This window comes from Nocardia sp. SSK8 (assembly GCF_037034205.1).
Taxonomy (GTDB): Bacteria; Actinomycetota; Actinomycetes; order Mycobacteriales; family Mycobacteriaceae; genus Nocardia.
Genome location: NZ_JBAGKD010000015.1, coordinates 88,172 through 108,195 on the forward strand (window position 1 = coordinate 88,172; position 20,024 = coordinate 108,195).

The 20,024-nt window shown below is 67.9% G+C and carries 19 protein-coding genes; 8 read left to right on the forward strand and 11 right to left on the reverse strand.

The genetic code is table 11. The features are described 5' to 3' along the window. The first annotated feature begins 33 nt into the window (after positions 1 to 33). A complete protein-coding gene (locus tag WA675_RS24045; RefSeq protein WP_336087380.1) occupies positions 34 to 1,401 on the forward strand; it encodes a flavin-containing monooxygenase in 1,368 nt (455 codons plus the stop codon). Continuing rightward, on the forward strand, positions 1,398 to 2,381 hold the full coding sequence (locus WA675_RS24050; RefSeq protein ID WP_336087383.1) for an NAD-dependent epimerase/dehydratase family protein: 984 nt from the start codon (positions 1,398 to 1,400) through the stop codon (positions 2,379 to 2,381). The genes WA675_RS24045 and WA675_RS24050 overlap by 4 nt, the downstream gene beginning before the upstream one ends. Before the next feature lie 62 nt (positions 2,382 to 2,443). Here WA675_RS24050 and WA675_RS24055 read toward each other — a convergent pair whose 3' ends face one another. Next, positions 2,444 to 3,466: an AraC family transcriptional regulator gene (locus tag WA675_RS24055; RefSeq protein WP_336087385.1), complete on the reverse strand. Its 1,023-nt coding sequence runs from the start codon at positions 3,464 to 3,466 to the stop codon at positions 2,444 to 2,446. Between the two features lie 369 nt (positions 3,467 to 3,835). Here WA675_RS24055 and WA675_RS24060 point away from each other — a divergent pair, with 369 nt between their 5' ends. Then, positions 3,836 to 4,879 (forward strand): alpha/beta hydrolase, encoded by a 1,044-nt coding sequence (locus WA675_RS24060; protein ID WP_442945709.1) that lies wholly within the window; start codon positions 3,836 to 3,838, stop codon positions 4,877 to 4,879. A gap of 30 nt (positions 4,880 to 4,909) precedes the next feature. Then, complete coding sequence (locus WA675_RS24065) at positions 4,910 to 5,062, forward strand: hypothetical protein (protein WP_336087387.1); 153 nt, start codon at positions 4,910 to 4,912, stop codon at positions 5,060 to 5,062. A gap of 10 nt (positions 5,063 to 5,072) precedes the next feature. Here the strand turns inward: WA675_RS24065 and WA675_RS24070 are convergent, their stop codons facing one another. Then, on the reverse strand, positions 5,073 to 5,981 hold the full coding sequence (locus WA675_RS24070) for a LysR family transcriptional regulator (protein ID WP_336087389.1): 909 nt from the start codon (positions 5,979 to 5,981) through the stop codon (positions 5,073 to 5,075). 100 nt (positions 5,982 to 6,081) lie between these two features. Here WA675_RS24070 and WA675_RS24075 point away from each other — a divergent pair, with 100 nt between their 5' ends. Further along, the gene (locus tag WA675_RS24075; protein WP_336087391.1) at positions 6,082 to 7,395 is read left to right on the forward strand and encodes a DUF2236 domain-containing protein; all 1,314 of its coding nucleotides are present in this window, start codon (positions 6,082 to 6,084) and stop codon (positions 7,393 to 7,395) included. A 57-nt stretch (positions 7,396 to 7,452) separates the two neighbouring features. On the opposite strand, the gene WA675_RS24080 is transcribed toward WA675_RS24075, so the two are convergent. From WA675_RS24080 to WA675_RS24105, 6 genes are read right to left on the reverse strand one after another with little or no spacing between them, the layout of a single operon-like run. Further along, complete coding sequence (locus tag WA675_RS24080; RefSeq protein WP_336087393.1) at positions 7,453 to 7,923, reverse strand: YiiD C-terminal domain-containing protein; 471 nt, start codon at positions 7,921 to 7,923, stop codon at positions 7,453 to 7,455. Continuing rightward, the gene (locus tag WA675_RS24085; protein ID WP_336087395.1) at positions 7,920 to 9,167 is read right to left on the reverse strand and encodes an acyl-CoA dehydrogenase family protein; all 1,248 of its coding nucleotides are present in this window, start codon (positions 9,165 to 9,167) and stop codon (positions 7,920 to 7,922) included. The genes WA675_RS24080 and WA675_RS24085 overlap by 4 nt, the downstream gene beginning before the upstream one ends. Positions 9,168 to 9,186: 19 nt before the next feature. Then, positions 9,187 to 10,065, reverse strand: coding sequence for an SDR family oxidoreductase (locus WA675_RS24090; RefSeq protein ID WP_336087397.1), 879 nt, complete (start codon positions 10,063 to 10,065; stop codon positions 9,187 to 9,189). Positions 10,066 to 10,108: 43 nt separating this feature from the next. Beyond that, the gene (locus WA675_RS24095; protein ID WP_336087399.1) at positions 10,109 to 10,966 is read right to left on the reverse strand and encodes a MaoC/PaaZ C-terminal domain-containing protein; all 858 of its coding nucleotides are present in this window, start codon (positions 10,964 to 10,966) and stop codon (positions 10,109 to 10,111) included. A 6-nt stretch (positions 10,967 to 10,972) separates the two neighbouring features. Further along, the gene (locus WA675_RS24100; RefSeq protein ID WP_336087401.1) at positions 10,973 to 11,413 is read right to left on the reverse strand and encodes a type II toxin-antitoxin system Rv0910 family toxin; all 441 of its coding nucleotides are present in this window, start codon (positions 11,411 to 11,413) and stop codon (positions 10,973 to 10,975) included. 20 nt (positions 11,414 to 11,433) lie between these two features. Continuing rightward, entirely contained in the window at positions 11,434 to 12,645 is a 1,212-nt protein-coding gene (locus WA675_RS24105; RefSeq protein WP_336087403.1) for a lipid-transfer protein, read from the reverse strand. A 140-nt stretch (positions 12,646 to 12,785) separates the two neighbouring features. Here WA675_RS24105 and WA675_RS24110 point away from each other — a divergent pair, with 140 nt between their 5' ends. Then, entirely contained in the window at positions 12,786 to 13,436 is a 651-nt protein-coding gene (locus WA675_RS24110; RefSeq protein WP_336087405.1) for a TetR/AcrR family transcriptional regulator, read from the forward strand. Positions 13,437 to 13,458: 22 nt separating this feature from the next. Here the strand turns inward: WA675_RS24110 and WA675_RS24115 are convergent, their stop codons facing one another. Both WA675_RS24115 and WA675_RS24120 read right to left on the reverse strand, forming a co-directional pair. Then, complete coding sequence (locus tag WA675_RS24115) at positions 13,459 to 14,067, reverse strand: TetR/AcrR family transcriptional regulator (RefSeq protein WP_336087407.1); 609 nt, start codon at positions 14,065 to 14,067, stop codon at positions 13,459 to 13,461. 25 nt (positions 14,068 to 14,092) lie between these two features. Beyond that, complete coding sequence (locus WA675_RS24120) at positions 14,093 to 15,823, reverse strand: GMC family oxidoreductase (RefSeq protein ID WP_336087409.1); 1,731 nt, start codon at positions 15,821 to 15,823, stop codon at positions 14,093 to 14,095. Between the two features lie 188 nt (positions 15,824 to 16,011). Between WA675_RS24120 and WA675_RS24125 the strand changes: the two genes are divergently transcribed. Beyond that, positions 16,012 to 17,013, forward strand: a complete 1,002-nt coding sequence (locus WA675_RS24125) for a DUF3068 domain-containing protein (protein ID WP_336087411.1) — start codon at positions 16,012 to 16,014, stop codon at positions 17,011 to 17,013. Positions 17,014 to 17,083: 70 nt separating this feature from the next. Continuing rightward, positions 17,084 to 17,758 (forward strand): TetR/AcrR family transcriptional regulator, encoded by a 675-nt coding sequence (locus WA675_RS24130; protein ID WP_336087413.1) that lies wholly within the window; start codon positions 17,084 to 17,086, stop codon positions 17,756 to 17,758. Positions 17,759 to 17,808: 50 nt separating this feature from the next. Here the strand turns inward: WA675_RS24130 and WA675_RS24135 are convergent, their stop codons facing one another. After that, complete coding sequence (locus WA675_RS24135) at positions 17,809 to 19,578, reverse strand: FAD-binding dehydrogenase (protein ID WP_336087415.1); 1,770 nt, start codon at positions 19,576 to 19,578, stop codon at positions 17,809 to 17,811. Positions 19,579 to 20,024 lie beyond the last annotated feature (446 nt).

Genomic DNA, 20,024 nt, shown 5'->3' on the forward strand with positions numbered 1-20,024 from the left:
TTTCTTCGGTATTCACAATGAACGGAGGGTTCAATGGCCACGAAAGAAGCAGCTCCGGCACCGGACCGTGTCTGTATCATCGGCGCGGGTCCGGCCGGACTGTCCGCCGCCCGGGCCCTGAAACGGCTCGGCATTCCGTACGACCAGTTCGAACGGCATTCCGATGTGGGCGGGATCTGGGACCTGGACAATCCGGGGACACCGATGTACGAGTCCGCGCACTTCATTTCGTCCCGGAAGACCTCGGGATTCTTCGACTTCCCGATGCCGGACACCTATCCCGACTATCCGGGCAACCGCCAGATTCTCGCCTACACGCGCTCGTTCGCCGACGCGTTCGGCCTGCGGCCCGCCATCCAGTTCGACCGCGCGGTCGCCGATGTCGAGCAGGTCGGCACCGGATGGCGGGTCACCCTCGACGACGGCACCGAACACGCCTACAAGGCCGTGATCTGCGCGACCGGGGTGACCTGGGCACCGCGCATGCCCCAGCATCCCGGGACGTTCACCGGCGAGATCCGGCACTCCTCCTCGTTCCGCAGCGCGCTCGAGTTCCGCGGGAAGCGCGTACTCATCGTCGGCCTCGGCAACTCCGGCGCCGATATCGCTTGTGACGCGGCGGCGAACGCCGACGCGGCGTTCGTCAGCATCCGCCGGGGCTATCACCTCATTCCGAAACATCTGTTCGGTATCCCCACCGATGAACTGGCCAACGACGGACCGCAGCTACCCCTGCGATTCGAGCGGCCCTTCTTCCGCGCCCTGCTGCGCCTGGTCCAAGGCGACCTGACCAAATACGGCCTGCCGAAACCCGATCACAAACTCTTCGAATCCCACCCGCTGCTCAACAGTCAGCTGGTGCATTATCTCCAGCACGGTGACGTCGCGATCCGGCCCGATATCGCCCGCTTCGAGGGCAATACCGTGGTCTTCACCGACGGCAGTCGCGAAGAAATCGACGTGGTCCTCTACGCCACCGGTTACGACTGGGAAATCCCGTACGCCGACAAATACTTCGACTGGGCCGACGGCCGCCCCGATCTGTATCTGTCGGTATTCAACCGGGAGCACCGGAACCTGTTCGGTCTGGGTTATATCGAGATCAATTCGAGCGCCTACACACTGTTCGATCACATCAGCAATATCGTCGCGCAGTACCTGCACGATCAGGATCACGCGCCCGATCGCGCCGCCGTGTTCGACGACCTCATCCGCACCGACCGCCCGAAGCTCAACGGCGGCATCAAGTTCCTCGCCTCCGCCCGGCACCGGGCCTACGTGGACGCGCACGCCTACCACGCCTACCTGCGTACGGTGCGGGAGCGGCTCGGCTGGCAGAACCTCACGCCCGGCATCTTCGCTGAGGTCCGGCGCGCCGCGATGGCGGCGGTGAAGGCATGAGGTGCTTGGTCACCGGCGCGACCGGATTCGTCGGCGCCAACCTGGTCAGGGAACTTCTCACGGCCGGGCACGAGGTCACGGCCACCGGGATGCCCGGGTCACCGACGCGCTGGCTCGACGGTCTGCCGATCACGATCGATCTGGCCGACCTCACCGATCCCGGTGCGGCGCGCCGCCTGGTCGACGGTCAGGACTGGGTCCTGCACGTCGCCGGTGACACGTCCACCTGGTCGGGCCTGGCCGAGCGGCGCCGCCTGGTCAACGCGGTCGTCCCCGCGCTGCTCGCCGATGCGGCGCTCGAGGCCGGGGTGCGGCGCTTCCTGCACACCAGCACCACCGACGTCCTCGGCTACTTCCCCGATGGCAGCCCGGTCGACGAGAACGGCGGCAGCCATCTGTTCACCGGTATCGGATACCACTACGCCGACACCAAACTCGCCGGTGAGGTGGCCGTGCGGCGCCGCTTGGAGCGCGGACTCGACCTGGTCGTCGTGTATCCGGGTTTCATGATCGGCCCGTTCGACTTCACCCTGCAGATCGGCCGGGTGATCCGGGCCATGCAGCAGGGCGAGCGCTATCCCTGCCCGCCCGGCACCACCTCCTGGTGCGATGTCCGATCGGTGGCCAGCGGCATGGTCAGAGCGCTGGAATCGGGAGGCACCGGCGAGAGCTACATTCTGGCCGGCTTCAACAGCAGCTACCACGACGTCTTCACCCGGATCGCGAAGTTGGTCGGTGCGAAGAAGATGCCGCTGCGCCTGCCCCGGCAGGTGCTCTCGGCGGCGGCCGCCGCCGGCGATCTCACCGGGCTGGTGACCCGGAAGGCACCCGAGGTGGATTCCGGCCTGGCCAGGTATCTGTCGCTGCCGCAGGCGGCCTCCAGCGCCAAGGCGACCAAGGACCTCGGCTACGACCCCGGCGATATCGCCACGGCGATCATCGATGCCGCACAGTGGTACGAGGAGCACATGCCGGTGTGAACCGGCCTCCCGCCGCCGCCCGGCTTGCCTGTCCCGGCAGGCCGGGCGTGGTGTGCGTACGCCTATTCCGGGGCCCCGCCCCGCCGCCGGGTCTCACTCGGCGGGTGACCTGTCCAGCGGATGTAGGCACGGCGGAACTCGCGGATGTCGCTGTAGCCGACTTCCTGGGCGATATTGCCGATCGCCAGGTCGGATTCGCGGAGCAGGAAGCGTGCGCGACGTTCCCGCACCCGGTCCCGGATATCGCTGAAACTCGCGCCCTCCGTGGTGAGTTGCCTGCGCAGGGTGCGTTCGGTGACGTGCAGATGCCCCGCCACCTCCGCCATCGTCACACCGGTGCGCAGGTCCCGTTCCAGCACGGTTTCCACCGCGGTCGTGATGGTCGGTCCGCCGCGCCCGATATCGAGCAGCCGGCGACAGGCGTCGACGGCGATGGCGCGGGTCGACTCGCTCCGCGTCGGGAACGGCAGCGCCAGCTCGGCCGCGGGCACCACCAGCCGGTTGGCACTGGCGGAGAAGACGATCGGACAGCGGAAGAAGCTGTAGTACTGCTTCACATAGACCGGTGGCGGATACGCGAGTTCGATGCGGAGAGGCGACCATTCACGGCCGAACACCGACCGCAGGAACACCACGGTGCTCGCCAGCGCCTCCTCGCACAGGAATCGGAGCAGCCGCGGTTCCGGGTATCGTTCCCGCATTCTCAGCGCGACATCCTGATCCAGGTTCTCGACCTCGAGGTCCATCAGGCTGCCCGAGGCTTCGTGCAGTTCGAGCCCCAGCGCCATCGCCTCGGCCACCGAGGCGCACGACCGCATGGCCACGCCGAGCATCCCCATCGACAACAGCATGTCGCGGCCACCGACCTGCATCCCCAGGGAGCGATCCGGCATGTCGTCCAGGGCCCGGCGCAGGACGTCGACCGCCTGCCGAAAGGACACCTTCATCGTCGCGGCGGTGAGCAGCTGCGTCACCTCCAGGCCGGTGCCGACGAACCAGGCGGCCGTGTCACACCCTTCCCGTTGGCCGATCTCGACCACTCCCGTCAGCACCGCGGGCGGGATGGTCGGGGAATCCAATCTCATATCCATCGCATTCCCTTTCGAGATCGTCGCGGGCGGCCGGAATCCGGGCGGCACCGGCCCGGTCGCGCGCCGCGACACTGTATCCGGCGCGGCCGCCGCCGGACCGGCGGGAAGTTCGCGCGCGGCCCGAATACGGGCAATGCCCGAATAATAGTCGCGGCTCGGCACCCGTCCCGAATCCGGGCCGCACTCGCGCACCACCGGAACGTCCAGGCACTGTCGATTCCCCCCGGTCACCATGCCGACACCCGGTATTCCGGACGACTTTCGACCTATTCCACCCCCCAGCCCGTCGGCATGATAAAGGTCGCCGCCAGTTGTCGTAGCGTTTTCGACGTTCCACTGGATTCACACAGAAATGGACTGTTCATGCCCCTCCCTTCGGGCCCGGCCGCCGTGGCCGTGTTGCGGCGGTCGCTGCTGGTTCTGACAGTGCTCGCCACCCTGTCGATGTCGACACTCACGAGCACCTTCGGCGCGCGCGCCGAGGCCGCGTTCGATCCCGCCGGGATCGACTTCTGGGTCGAGTCGAGCATGGGACCGGTGAAGTCCCGGATCTTCCGGGCAGCCGACGGCAATACCGGCCGCGTCGTCTACGCGCTGGACGGCATGCGTGCCCGGGAGGATCTCAACGGCTGGGAGATCGAGACCGACACGGCCCGGATGCTGACCGAGCAGAACATCAATGTGGTCATGCCGGTGGGTGGCCAGTCCAGCTTCTACGCGGACTGGGAGCGCGCGTCGACCTTCGTCGGCAGCACCGGCGACGCGCTGGCCGACGCCGCGGGCATGGGCGGGTCGAAGATCTTCGCGAACGGGCCGGGCAAGTCCTACCGGTACGCGTGGGAAACCTTCCTCACCCGTGACCTGCGCGATGCCCTGCGGGACCGGCTCGGATTCAGTCCGGTGCGCAACGGCGTCTTCGGCCTCTCGATGGGCGGCAGCGCGGCGCTGACCTTGGCCGCGCATCACCCGGACCAGTTCAGCTTCGCCGGAACGATGTCGGGGTATCTCACGCCGTCCTCGCCCGGGATGCGCAAGGCCATCGGCGCCGCGATGCTGGACGCGGGTGGGTACAACCTGGACTGCATGATCGCCTCGCCGCTCTCCCGGAAGTGGTCGCGGATGGACCCGTTCGCCTTCGCGCCGCGGCTCATCGCGAACAACACCAGGGTGTGGGTCTCCTCCGCCACCGGCGTTCCGACGACGGAACAGTTCTCCGTGGACCGGGTCGTCGGGTCGGGACTGGAAGTCCTGGCCTGGGCGAGCTCGCGCACCTTCCAAGCGCGGATGAACTCCTTGGGCGCGACGAACGTCGCCTATGACTTCCCCGCGGCGGGCATCCACAGCTGGCCGTATTGGGAGGCCCAGGTCGTCAAGATGCTGCCCGACCTGTCCGCCCACATCGGCTGAGGCCCCGGAACCGCCGAGATGGTGTCCTCAGTGACGGTGGCCGAGTGGGCCAGGAGGATGGGCATCACCCCCGCCCGCCGAGACGACGCGGCGGCACCCGCTCCCCGCCTGCCCGCCTCGGGCACGGAGCCGGGCGACCGGGCCGACGCTCCGCGGGAGCCGGGACCGCCCGCCGCCGGGTGAGGCGAGGTCCCTACCCGAGCTTCGCGACGATCTCCTCGATCGCGCGCTCGACGGCGGGCCGTCGGCGGGCCCCGTCGGCGGTCCAGGCCAGGGCGACCGACATGGGCCGCCACCGGTCGGTATCGATCGGGACAAGCTTGAACTGCGGTGGGGCGAACAATCTTCCGAGGAAGGAATCCGGCGCGTAGGTGAGTATCGCCACGAGCCTGCGGTGGAACACCTGCTGAGCGACCTCGATCTCGCCGCCGTGGGTGGCCACCCGCACGATCCGATCGATGCCTGCCCGCTGAAGCGAACGCGTCAGACCGGCCAGCGCCGTAGGGTTGGGTCGGGCGAGGTCGACGACCACCTCGCGATCCCGCAGCTCGGTGATCCGGATGCTGTCCTTGGCCGCCAACGGGTCGTCCGCGCGGACGGCGATGCCGCCCTGATATTCGGCGACGACGTGGCTGCGCAGCCGCGTATCGATACCGGCGAACTGCACCAGCCCCACATCCAGCTCACCGGCCATCAATTTCGTCGTGACGTCGGCGGCGGAGCCGGTGATGTCACAGGAGATCGGCACCGACAGCTCACCGACCACGGTCTGGAAGCGTTCGAGGAAATCCGAGGGAGCGTACGCCGTGACGCCGACCCGCAGGTTCGTCTCTTCGGCGGTGAACGCCTGCGCCGCGACCCGGAATTCGGCGCCCTTCTGGACGATCGCGCGAGCTCGGTCGAGCAGATGCGCGCCCAGTGGCGTCAGCCGGACCTCGTGGTATCCGCGCTCGAACAGGGCTCCACCGACCTCTCGCTCCAGGAGCATGATCTGCCTGCTCAAGGGCGGAGCGGTGATCATCAGGCGGTCGGCGGCTCGCTTGAAGTGCAATTCGTCGGCCACCGCGACGAAATATTTGAGACGGGTGAAGTCGATGTCCATGACCCCCCAGCCAATTATTTACAACCTGTTACTTACCCGTTGACAGCATAACTTACAACCTGTCACCCTAGCTACTAACATAGTGAAAGTTAGGTGCACGATGACGCTCCACTACCCAGAGCTGGCCCAGCGAGTCCACCGCCAACGCGACCTGCAGCCCAGCCTCTACGGCTCGATCGAGTTCGGCGAAACGCCCTATCGGTTCACCGACGACCCCGCGGTCCCGTCGGCCCTGCCGACCTGGGTCGCCGAGCGCGCCACGGTCCTGCGCAACGAGCGGGTCATCGAGCTGATCCGTACGGCGACGATGCTCGGCGACGCGGTCGCCGATCCGTACGCGGCGCTGGTGAGCCGCTACGGGGTCCACGGACTGATCCGGATGCTGCGCCAGGCGTGCGCGTCCGGGGTCGAGACCGTCGAGGACGCCCCGCCGGAGCTGAAGGCGTTCATCGAGTCCATGGAGGCGACGCCGCCGTGGGTCGACCGGGAACTGGTCGAGCAGGGCGCTCGGCACGCGCGGGTCTCCGCGGCGTTCCTTGCCCCGTTCCTCACCCGCGGCGCTTTCCTCGCGACCTTCCTCAATACCTATGCGGCGCTGCCGATGGCACTGACCGGGGCGCTGTCCGGGCGCCGGGCGGCCCGCCGGGTCCACGAGACGGCGAACTTCTTCGCGGTCACCACGGTGCGTGGCGCGCTCGAGCGCCACGGCGAGGGCTTCGAGGCCGCCGCGATGGTCCGGTTGATGCATTCGATGGTCCGGTACAACGCCCTGGCCAGATCGGAGCGCTGGGACCCGGCGATCTACGGCGTCCCGGTTCCCCAGATCGATCAGATGCCCGCGGGCCTGGTCAATATGTATCTCCTGGCCACCGTCGCCGCCCGCCGCGGCCGGACCGAGTTCAATCAGCGCGAGCGCGCCCTGCTCGAGTTCAGCCGCTACCGTTGCTTCCTGCTCGGGCTGCCGGAGGAACTGCTGCCGACCACGGTGACCGGCGTTCTCGAGGTGTTCCACGGCCGCGCGGCGACCCTGCGCCAAGGGTTCGACGACGCGACCTGCGGGGAACTCGTGCGATCGACGATGGACGCCTACCTGCGCCCCAGCCGATCGCTGTTCGACCGCGCCGCCGACGCGGTCGAGCGGAGCTGGAGCCGCGCGTTCTTCCTGGGATTCTGCGGCGGCGACCGAAAGGCGGCCGCCGCCATGAGCGTGCACTTCGGCCTCGGCGATGTCGCGCGGATCATGCTGACAGCCCCGTTCATCCTCGGGCGCTTCGCCGTGGTTCAACTCGCGGGCAACTCGTCACGGCTGCGTGACCCCCTCGACCGCTACACGACGCGCATGGTCAGAAAGCGGCTGGCCGTCTACGGCCACGCGGAATTCACCACCGACGACAGCGAGTACCCGACCCGATAACAGATGGCTGACCCCCCGTCCGGAACGGACGGGGGGTCAGCCCTGTGTGCTGGTTGCCTATTTGCCGTGTGCGCGTAGCTGGTACGAGCCGGTCGTCACGGCCACCACCGTGCCGTCGGCGGCCGTCACCGTCGCCGCCAGCGTGAAGTCACACTTGCCGTGCGTGTCGGCGGTGGCGCTGATCCGGGCGATCTCGGCGTCGTCCAGACTCGCTTCGGCGCGGACGTCGGAATCGGCGGGCTTTCTGAAGTCGATCTCGAGCTTCTTCACCAGTGGGTAGTACAGCGAGTTGTCGAACGAGGCGATGGCGATCGCCCCACCCAGCATCTCCGCGACAGTGAACAGCACACCGGCGTACATGACACCGAAATGGTTACTGTTGCCGTGGATCGGGGCCGCGGTGACCGCGAACCCGGGGCGCACCTCGACCGCGGTGATGCCGAGCTTGTGCGCCGCCGGGATGGTGAACTCCAGTGCGCCGTTGATGATGTCGACATAGGGCGGCATATCGTCGGTGTCGTCGGTCATCCGAGCAGGCCTTTCGCCACGTGGGTGATCTGGATCTCGTTACTACCCGCGTAGACCATCAGCGACTTCGCGTCGCGCGCGAGTTGTTCGACATGATACTCACGCATGTAGCCGTTGCCACCGAGCAATTGGACGGCCTCCATGGCGACCTCGGTCGCCGCTTCGGAGGCGTACCATTTCGCCGCCGACGCCTCGGCCAGCGTGGGCATCGTGCCCGCCTGGGCGAGTTCGATGCCGCGGAACACGATGTTCCGCACGTGCTGCCGCGCGATCTCCATCTTCGCCAGCTTGAGCTGGATGAGCTGGAAATCGCCGATCGGGTTGCCCCACAGGGTGCGATTCTTCGCGTAGTCGACACAGACCCGCAGGCACTCCTCGATCACCCCGAGCGCCATGGCCGCCACACCCATCCGTTCGATCGCGAAACCCGCACGGGCACTGGCCCGCCCGTCACCACCGCCATGCTCCTCGGTCTCCCCCAGCAGCCGATCCCGCGACACCCGGACATCGCTGAAGAACAACTCACCGGTGGGCGAGGAGTTCATCCCCATCTTCTCGAACGGCGCCGCTTGGGTCAGTCCAGCCATTCCCCGGTCGAGGACGAAGGTGAGCACCTTGCGGTCCCGTCGGTGCACGGTGGTGTCGCCGTCGTCGAGCTTGGCGTAGACGACGATGACATCAGCGTCGGGACCGTTGGTGATGAAGGTCTTCTGGCCGTTGAGCAGGTAGTCGTCGCCGTCCCGGCGCACCGTGGTCCGCATCCCGCCGAACGCGTCGGAGCCGGAGTCCGGCTCGGTCAGCGCCCAGGCCGCGACCTTGTCGAAGGTGACCAGATCGGGGACCCACCGCTTCCGCTGCGCCGGTGTTCCGCGCGACATGATGGTGGCGGCACCGAGCCCGAGGCTCACGGCGAACGTGGCGAAAACGCCCATGCTCACCGCGCACAGCTCCTTGGTGAGAATGACCGCCAGGGATTCCTGACCGGCCAGGGGCGACCCTGACCTCCCCCTCTTGCCAGGATTGTCCACGCGCGCGTCGGGCTTGCGCTGCTGCCCGGTGAGTATCTTCTCGATCGCTTCCCGGCCGAGTTCGTCGATGCCGAAGTCGGCGAACAGCTTTCGCACGATCGGGTAGGGCTTCATGGTGCCCGCCTCGAGCGCGGCCACGTGCGGGCGGACGTTCTCCCGCACCCACTCCCGGACCGCCTCTTCGATGAGCTCGTCCGTCTCGGACCATTTGTACATCAGGTGCTCTCCTCGCCGGTCAGGGCAGCCGCGCGGCGATGTCGTCGATCAGCCACGGCCCCTCGGTCTCGATCGTCTTCACGTCGTGCCAGCCCGCCAGCTCCGAGATCGCACCGCCCTGCACCGCGTACACCTTTCCGGTGATCTTGGCCTCGCGGGCGGCGTCGGAGGCCAGGTAGGCGACCAGCGGCGCGATATTGGCGGGCGCGAAGTAGTCGAATTCGCCGTCTTCCACCTCGGCGGCGAGAATCGCGCCCATGCCGGGCGTCTGCAAGGTAAGCCGGGTGCGCGCGATGGGCGCGATCGCGTTCACCCGGACGCCGTAGCGCTCCAGTTCGTCGGCGGCCACCAGCGTGAGCGCGGCGATCGCCGCCTTGGCGGCGCCGTAGTTGGCCTGACCGGCGTTGGGCACGGTGACGCCGGAGCCGGAGGCGGTGTTGACCACGGCGGCGTTGGGCTGATCGCCCGCTTTGGACCTCGCCTTCCAGTATTCCGCGGCGTGCCGCAACACCGAGAAGTGTCCCTTGAGGTGCACGGCGATCACCGCGTCCCAGTCCGGCTCCGACAGCGACGGGATGAAGCCGTCGCGCAGGATGCCCGCGTTGTTGATCACGATGTCGAGCCCACCGAACTCCGAAACAGCCTGATCGACAATGCTCTTCGCCCCCTTCCAGGTGGCGATGTCATCGGTGTTGGCGGCGGCGCGGCCACCCGCGGCGACGATCTCGTCGACGACCTGTTGCGCCGGACCGCGATCCGCGCCGTCACCGCCGACCCCACCGCCGAGGTCGTTCACCACGACGGTGGCGCCCTCCGCGGCGAACAGCAGCGCGTGCTCGCGGCCGATGCCTCGACCGCCACCGGTGACGATCGCGACCTTTCCCTCCAGTGCTCCCATGATGTGCAGCTCCCTTGCTAGCGAAGAATGTGCGCGGCGTGATTCACCCGGCGACGACGGCCAGTCCGTCCTTGATGACGACCTCACCGTTCGCGGTGGTCTCGAACTGATAGGTGGTGGCCCCGGTGCCCGATTCGCGCCGCCAGATGGTGGTGACGAGGTCCTGACCGGGCAGCACCGGCTTGGCGAACCGCACCGCGAACCGTCGCAGTCGCGCCACATCCGACGCCGCGACCTCGGTGAGCACCGCCCAGGAGGCGAAAGCCATCGTGCACAGCCCGTGCACGATGATGCCCGGCAAACCGAGCTCCTGGGCGAGCTCTTCGTCCAGGTGGATCGGGTTCGGATCCCCCGATGGCCCGGTATAGCGGAACGTCTGGTCCTGATCGACGTGCTGACACACCACCGCCACCGGTTCGGCGTCGCGCAGGGCCTCGTCGAATTTGTGGCCCGGCGCGGCGGCTCCGATGGTCTTGCCCGCATTGATGCCCCGCACGAAGCAGGTCACGTACTGCTCGTTCAGTAGCTCGCCGTCCAGGGTGCGCGCCTCGAGCACGAGCGTGCACGAGGTCCCGTTGTCCTGTCCGGCGTAGCCGATCGCCTTGGCGCGAGCGAGCACCTGTTCCCCCGGCCGCACCGGGCGGTGGAAGTGGAAGTCGTGCTCGCCGTGCACGATCCGGGGGATCGCCTCGATCGGCAGGACGTCCAGCGCGGGGGTCATCATGGCGTCGAACACCGGCACGATATTGAACACCGGTGACGCGATCGCGCCGCTGCGGTGCGCGGCGATCGGGTCGTTGGTCGCGGCCGCGTACTCGGCCATCCGTTCCCGGGTGACGTCGAAGAGCTCGTCGTCGGTCCAGGTATCCAGACCGGAGTCGTCGAATTCGTATTCCGGCACGATGTCTCAGGCCGCCGAGGCCAGCGCGTCGAGCTGGTCGAGCGACTTCTCCAGGTGCTTGCCGGTGTCCTTTTCCACCGCCTTGCCCAGCGCGCCCTTGATGAGGGCGCCCTCGAAGTCACCCGCGACCTTGAACGTGGTTCCCCCGCTGGTGTTCTCGGTGATGTCGAAGGAGAAGCGCACCTTCACCCCGGCCATCCCGGCGCCGGAGAGCACCAGGCTGTTCGGCGCGTCGAGTTCCTCGACGCTCCACTCCATCTTGTTCGCCATGCCGAGCATGACGATCTTGGCGACGAGCTTCGACCCGACGGTGACCGCGGTCGGCGGCTCCTCCAGCCAGCGCTCGTGGATGGTGAACCAGTCGCCCCACGTGTTCGGGTCGGAGACGACGGTGTAGAGCGCCTCGGGCGCCGCCTGCAGATCCTTCGAGTATTCGATGTGTCCCATGGTGATTCCTTTCTGTGGGGTCAGCGATCGGCGCGCTGGTAGGCGGTGACGACCGCGGCGCCACCGATGCCGATGTTGTGTTGCAGGGCCGCGGTCACGCCGGGTACCTGGCGCTTGTCCGCGGTGCCGCGCAGTTGCCAGGTCAGCTCGGAGCATTGAGCCAGCCCGGTCGCACCGAGCGGATGCCCCTTGGAGATCAGGCCGCCGGAGGGATTGACCACCCACTTGCCGCCGTAGGTGGTCTGGTTGCCGTCGATGAGTTCGGCCGCGCCGCCCTCCGCGCACAGCCCGAGCGCCTCGTAGAGCAGCAGCTCGTTGGCCGAGAAGCAGTCGTGCAGCTCGATGACCTGGAAGTCCGCCGGGCCCAGCCCGGATTCGTCGTACACCTTCGCGGCCGCGGCGACGTTCATGTCGTAGCCGATGATGTTGCGCGCCGTGCCGTCGAAGGTGGAGCCGAAGTCGGTGACCAGTGCCTGTCCGACGATCTCCACCGCCTGGGCGGCGAGCCCGTGCTTGTCGACGAAGGCCTCCGAGGCGAGCACGGCCGCGCCGGAACCGTCGGAGGTCGGCGAGCACTGCAGCTTCGTGACCGGTTCGGCGATCATCGGCGAGTTCATGATCTCGTCGAGGGTGTACTCGTCCCGGAACTGCGAGTACGGGTTGTTCACCGAGTGCTTGTGGTTCTTGTAGCCGATCTTGGCGAAATGTTCGAGCGTGGTGCCGAAGCGCTCCATGTGTTCGAGCCCGGCACACGCGAACATCCACGGAGCGGGTGGGAATCGCGGCTCGTACTTGCCCAGCTCCAGCAGCCCGTTGATGAACTGCAGGCCCGGCTGTTCCCGATCACCGAAGGTCGCGGGCAGCGACCCCGGCTGCATCTTCTCGAAACCCAGCGCGAGCGCCACGTCGATCCGGCCACCGCGGATCGCTTCGGCGGCCAGGTAGAGGGCGGTGGAACCGGTCGAGCAGTTGTTGTTGACATTGACCACCGGGATACCGGTCATCCCCAGCTCATAGGCCGCTCGCTGGCCCGAGCAGGACTCGCCGTAGACGTAGCCGACGTACGCGGCCTGGACGCGATCGTAGGAAATACCCGCGTCGGCAAGGGCTTTCGTCCCCGACTCCCGCGCCATATCGGGGTAGTCCCAGTCGCTGCCGTCGTCGTTCTTCCGCCGCCCCGGCTTCTCGAAGTTCGTCATTCCGACGCCGACGACGAAGACCTTGTTCGCCATGTGGATCCCCTTGCTCGAGATACTGATGACGCCCGTCAGCAATTGATGACGTCTGTCCTCAATTTAAACTCGAGGACAGATGTCGTCAATACGACGAAATGTGACCTGGACCACTCGTAATGCCGGGCTAGAGTCGTCCCATGCCAGACACTCCAGCCCCGACGAACAAGACGTCGCGCCTGTGGCTCGGCGCCACCAAGGAGGAGCGTCAGCAGGCGCGGCGATACGCCCTGATGGACGCCGCGCTCGATCTGATCGGCGGCGCGGGCGCGGCAGCGGTCACCGTGCGCGCGGTCTGCAAACGCGCGGGCCTGACCGATCGATACTTCTACGAGAGCTTCGGCAACCGGGACGCGCTGCTCGCCGAGCTGTATCAGGAGGTCGCGGTCGAGGCCCACGACGCGATTTCCGCCGCCGCGGGCGCGGGCCAGGAGGACCGCTGGGAGGTGGCGCGACGGTCGGTCGAAGCATTGGTCGACTACACCGGCCGCGACCCACGCAAGGGCAGGCTCCTGCTGGTCGAGCCGTTCGCGGAGTCGATCCTGGCGACCCAGTCGATGGCGGTCATGCCGACGTTCACCCGATTGGTCGGTACCGCCATGTCCGGCAAGTACAGCGCTCCGCAGTACCGGGCGATGACCGCGATCGGCGTGACCGGCATGCTGGGCGCCCTGTTCACGGCCTGGCTGTCGGGCTCGCTCCAGGTGTCCCGCGACGAGTTCGTCGAGCACTGCGTGCGATCGATCGTCGGGCAACAGGATCCGGGACTCCCCCCGCCGGGCACCCGCTGACGCGAGCGCCGCGCCCGGACTCCTATCGACAGGGCGGCGGCTTCAGCGACAGGCATCCCGCCCGCTCGATCATCTCGGCGACCTGGTCGATGAGCTGTTCCCGGCTCAGCGGCAGCGTGCCGTGCGACCAGCTGGTCAGTGCCCCGATCGCGCCGTCGACACAGAAGGCCAGCCGCACCCCGGTCACCCCCGCCCCACAGTTGGCCGCGCGGAACGAAACTCCCAGTCCGCCGAGCAGATTCCCGATCGTGGCCCGCCCGCCGGTGTCACCCGGCGCGGCACGGGCGATCGCGATGGCCCGCGCCTTGCGCGGGTCGTCGAGCAGGACCCCGACCGCCGCGGCCACCGCGGCGCGCGGGTCACCCCCGTTCTCGGCGAAGGCGGCATCGCCCGCCGTGAACACTTCCCGGACGAGGCGATCCACCAGCGCCGCCAGCACGTCCGCCCGACCGGTGAAATGCTCGTAGAAGTAGCGGGAGTTCAGTCCCGCCAGTGCGCAGAGACCGCCGATCGTCGCCTTCTCGACACCCGAGGTGCCGACAATCTCGAGCGCCGCGTCGAGCAACGCGGCATGGCGACGAGCCCGCCGTCGCTCGGCGGATTCCCCGCGGTACCTGCGTCGCGTGGTCACACCGGGTCCGTCCGCGCCCGCGCCGTCAACGATCGGAGACTCCGCCTCGGTGCTCACGTGCCGTCCTGACCTCGACGATCGGAAGCCGAAGAGCCCCGGGCGCACTCGGCGGGACGACAGGACGCGCGGGCGCGACGGGCGGCAGCCGCCGGTACGGGTCGCCGGGAGCCGGGCGCTGGTCGGGCGCACCGCGGTTGGGCCACAACGACATCGCCCGTTCCGCCAGCGCGGTGATGGTCAGCGACGGATTCACCCCCAGGTTCGCCGAGATGGCCGACCCGTCGACGATATGCAGACCGGCATAGCCGTGCACCCGGTGGTACGGGTCGATCACCCCGGTCGCCGCGGTCGCGCCGATGGCGCAGCCGCCGATGAAATGCCCGGTCATCGGGATATCGAACACACTGCTGCTGGTGGCCGCGGTGGCGATCCCGCCGATCTTGGCGGCGACCCGCCGTGCTACCTCGTGACCGGCCGGGATCCAGTGCGGATTCGGTTGCCCCTCCCCCATTCTGGTGGTCATCCGCCTGCCGAACACCCCGCGCTTGGTGTAGGTCGTCAGCGAGTTGTCCGTCGACTGCATCACGAGCAGGCCCAGAGTCTGTTCCGACCAGCGCCGCGGATTGTGCACCCGGATCAGGTCCCGGCGGTGGCGTCGAAGCTCCCGCACCCAGCCGCGCCGCCTCGGTCCGTCGCCGCTGACCATCACGGTGGTCGCCGCGGACATGGCGTTGCTGCCCTTGCCGTATCGCACCGGCTCGATGTGCGTGTGCGGATCCGGGTGGATGGACGAGGTGATCGCCACGCCCCTGGTGAAGTCGGTCGACGCGTCCCGGCTCCGCACCGCCAGCAGCTCTTCGGAGTTGGTCCGGGAGAGATACCCGAGACGGGGCGAGAGGTTCGGCAGCGAGCCGCGATCGCGCAGCCGGTGCAGCAGCCGCTGCGTCCCCAATGCCGCGGCCGAGAAGATCACCTGTTCCGCGGTGAAGTGCCTGCGGTTCCGGCGAAGAGACCGGCCGGTGCGCACCGCAGTCACCGTGTACCCGCCGGTGGGCCGCGGGCGCACGTCGGTCACGGTGGTCATCGGGTGGACTGTCGCACCGGCCCGTTCGGCCAGGAACAGGTAGTTCTTCACCAGAGTGTTCTTGGCATTGTGTCGACAACCGGTCATGCACTCGCCGCACTGTGTGCACGCGCGCCGGGCGGGACCGACGCCGCCGAAGAACGGATCCGCGACCTCGGTGCCCGGCCGCCGTGGCCCGCCGAAGAACACACCCACCGGGGTCCGCCGATAGGTGTCCGCGATGCCCATATCCCGCGCGACGTCCGCGACGACACGGTCCGCGGGCGTCGTCTCCGGGTTCTCGGTGACCCCCAGCATCCGCTTGGCCTGGTCGTAGTGGGGCGCGAGCTCGGCTTTCCAATCGGTGAGGTGACCCCACTGCGGGTCGCGGTAGAAGGAGTCCGGCGGCTCGTACAACGTGTTGGCGTAGACCAGCGATCCGCCACCGACCCCCGCACCGGCCAGCACGAACGTATTCTTCAGCAGCGTCGCCCGCTGGATCCCGTAACAGCCCAGCGCCGGCGCCCACAGATATCGGCGAATCCGCCATGAGGTCTGCGGGAACTCGTGGTCGGCGAACCGGCGCCCCGCCTCGAATACCCCGACGCGGTAGCCCTTTTCGGTCAAGCGCAGCGCGCTCACGCTCCCCCCGAATCCCGAACCGACGACGATCACGTCGTAATCGAACCCCATCGACATCCCTCTCTGCCCGATGCGCGCCCGGTGAGCGCCCGCCATCCAAGTAGCAGCATCCGGCATTTACTTGCTTGTTCGCAAGCAATTAACATACAGTACCGAATGTGCGCCACGCCACAGTTCCGGCAGGCGCTCTCCGGCCTCCACCCACAGCGGTTATCGAGCTACATCGAAGTAGGTACGACATGGCACAGTCACCACCCCGTCGGCGCATCGTCGGCATCGCGGCACTAGGTTTGGCCGGGGCCCTGGCAGCGGGCGCGATCGCGATCCCGACCTTCGTCGAACCTCGCGTGCTGAAGGTGCCGCTGACCGCCGGGTCCGTGTCGGAGGCAACAGGTTTCGCGACGATGGTCGATGTCGCCACCCTGGTGCGGGACCGCACCCTCGCCACCCATCGGGTGCCGGTCCGGGCAACGCAGATGATCAGCGTGATCGAGCCCAGCGACGACACCATCATGACGATCCAGACCGCACACCGGATGAGCCGGGCGGACATCGACAGCCCCACCGACTCGACCATCACCGCGGCGGTCACCCAGATCACGGTCGACCGCCGCACCGGCTATCCGGTACCGGGCCGGGACGCCAAGATCTTCAGCAAACACGACGCCCCGGCGACCACCCACACCATCGACGGCCTGAGCTTCAAGTTCCCGTTCGGGACCAAGACGCACACCTACCGCTTCTTCGACCACACCGCGCACAACAGCTACAGCATGGAATTCCAGGGCGTCGACACGGTCGAGGGCATCGAGGTCTACCGTTTCCGCTCCGAGACACCTCAGGTGCGCATCGGCGAGCCGCTCTCCTTGCCCGCGGAGTACTTCGGGGGCAGCAAAGGCGACACGCGCGAGGTGAGCCGGTACTACCACGCCACCCGGGAGTTCCGGGTGGAGCCGTTGACCGGGATGATCGTCGACGCCCGCCAGACCGCGCGCCAATATGTCGCGGCGGCGCCGGACAGCGAGACCCGGGTGACGCTGATCGACGTCGACGCCGGATGGTCGGAGGCGACCCGCACCGCGCAATTCGACGACGCCCGGCGAGCCAGGGCCATGATCCAGTGGGGTCTGCACCGGAGCCCGTGGCTGGGGTGGCTGCTGGCAGCCACAATGCTGGGCATCGGCGTGGCCGCCCTCCGGAACCGGAGCGGATCGGCGCCCGAGGGCCCCGTTCGGCGATGACGGCCGGTCGGTAATCAGCGCGGCTATCCTGGCACGACCGTCCTCGCGTACGCAAGGCCCAGGAGCCGAGATGTCCCCCGAACCCGCCGTGTCATCAACACCGCAGCGCGGCCGTCCCCGCGATCCCGAATTCGAGAACCGTGTCTTCGATGCCGCGATCACGCTCTACGCCCGCGGCGGACTCGACACCCTCAGCATGGGCGCGGTCGCCCGCGAAGCACGCGTCGGCAAGGCGTCGCTGTACATCCGCTGGCCCGACAAGATCGAGCTGCTCCGCGACGCACTCGACGCACGGATAGTTCTCGACACCGACGTCGACACCGGCGACCTCCGATCGGACCTGCGCCGCCTCGCCGGACAGATGCTCGACATGCTCGACACCGAGGTCGGCGTGGCCTACCTGCGCAGGATCGTCGACCGCGCCGCCCGGCCCGAGATATCGCTGCGCAAGGAAGGCGGACGGGAGGACGGCGAGGGCGGGGCCAATCTGGTGGTCCTGGCCGCTCGCCGCCTCGTCCACAACGCGGTGCGCCGCGGCGAGCTTCCCACCGGCGCCGACCCCACCGTCATGATGGATATGCTCTTCGGCGCCACCATGATGCACGCGGCGGTGACGCCGGTCGCGCTCCGCCCCAGGGCGAAGGCCAAGGCGAAGGCCTACCTGGATACGTTGGTCGACACTGTCATCGCCGGTATCTCCCACACCGCGCCGTCCGGCGGATCGACCGAAACGCCACCGGGGTAGCCGCCGGAGAACACGTCGTCAGTGCGTGCGGATTCCGATTCGCTGCTGTCTCACGCACTCTCGCGGGCTGCGGCGCGCCCGGCGGCCCGGCCGGAGAACAGACAGCCGCCGAGGAAGGTCCCTTCCAGCGCACGATAGCCATGGATACCGCCACCACCGAATCCGGCTGCCTCGCCCGCGGCGTACAGGCCGTGGATCGGCGTTCCGTCGTGACCGATGACACGACCCGACAGGTCGGTGTTCAGGCCGCCCAGGCTCTTGCGGGTGACGATGTTCATGCGGATCGCGATCAGCGGACCGGCCGCGGGGTCGAGAATGTGGTGCGGCTCGGTGGTGCGGACGAGCTTGTCACCGATGTAGTCGTAGGATCGGCGAACGGCCACGATTCCCGGGTCGGTGCTGGCGGGATCATCGATCTCGCTGTCGCGGTGGACGATCTGGTCGCGCAGCCGGTCGAACGGGATCCGGTCGCTGCCCACCAGCCGGTTCATCCCGGCGACAAGTTCGGGCAGATTGTCGGCGACGACGATGTCCTCGCCGCGGTCGAGGAACGCCTGCACGGGCGGCGGGACGTCGGTAACCGCCTGCATCGCCAGATATCCGGCGAGATCTTTGCGGGTGAGTTCGGGATTCTGTTCGGAACCGGACAGGACGAATTCCTTCCCGGCGATGCGCTTGTTAAGGACGAACCACGAGTAGTCGTAGCCGGTCCGCATGATCAGCTCCAGTGTCCCCAAGGTGTCGATGCTCGGGATGCCCGGCTGCGGGAAACGGTGGCCCTCGGCGTCGAACCACATCGAGGACGGTGCGGCGAGCACGCGAATCCCGTGCCCCGGCCAGATCGGGGAGTGATTGGCGAGGCCCTCGGTGTAGTGCCACATGCGGTCGCGGTTCACCAGACGCGCACCGGCGGCCGCACTGATGTCGAGCATCCGTCCGTCGACGTGTTCCGGGACGCCGGTGATCATGCGCGTCGGCGGATTGCCCAGGCGCTGCGGCCAATAGCGCCGCACGAGTGCGTGGTTGCCACCGATGCCGCCGGAGGTGATGATCACCTGGGCCGCGGAGAACTCGAACTCACCGGCCGCGACCCGCGAGCTGGGCGTGCCCCGCACCGCGGCGCTGGGCTCGAGGATCGTGCCACGCACGCCGGTGACCGCGCCATTGGTGACGACCAGTTCGTCGACTCGATGACGGAACTTGAAGGTGACACCACGACCGGCCGCCGCCCGGACCAATCGCTCGAACGGCTCGACGACACCGGGACCGGTCCCGAGAGTCACGTGGAATCGCGGCACAGAATTCCCGATGCCGTTGTCGGCCTGACCGCGTTCGGCCCAGCCGACCACCGGCACCCAGTTCACACCGAGGCTCCGCAACCAGGCTTGCTTCTCACCGGCGGCGAATTCCAGATAGGCCTCTGCCCACCGCTTGCCCCAATAATCCTCGCCGAGCGCGTCGTCGGGCCCCCGGTCCCAACCAGCGGTGCGGAACCAGTCGCCCCGGGCCAAGTCGAGCGAATCCTTGATCCCCGCCGCCCGCTGTTCGATCGAGTCGATGAAGAACAGCCCACCGAGCGACCAGTGCGCCTGCCCACCCACACTGGCTTCCGGTTCCTGATCGAGCAACAGAACCCGTCGACCGGCGGCGACCAGTTCGGACGTCGCGACCAGCCCGGCCAGCCCCGCTCCGATGACAATGACATCCGCATCGGCCCCGGCCCATGCGTTGGGCACGCCCACGGCGGTGGATGCGGCGACGGCACCCCCGAGCGCGAACAGGCCACGGCGGGAGAGGGAAATACTGTTCTCGAAAGACATCCCCGCATTCCAGCCGCCGAACGCTGATACCGGTAGGGGTCTTCCGGTCCGATCGGGGGGAAAGCCGGACAAGAACGCATCAGTTCGCCCGCTTCGGGCATACGAAACCCGCTGTGCCTCATTGCCGTCTTTCGGTAGGATCGGCGTCATCACCCAGCCGATCCGGGGGGTATCAATGGTACCGGCCATGCGTAACCTTCTGTTGGCCGGTGCGGTGCTGATCGTCTTGGTCGGTGTATGCGGCGGAGTCTCGTTCCTGGGTCTCGTGAGTTTGCCCGTGGCCGTCCTGCTGTTGTGGGCGGCGTTCGAACTCGAGCGACGGCAAACTCCTGAACAGCGGCTGAGGCAGTTCCAGATGGCCGCCCACAAGCGAGCACTGCGCCGACAGAGAGCCGCCTACCAACGAGGCCTCGACTATCAACGGAGCCTCGCCTACCGGCGACGCG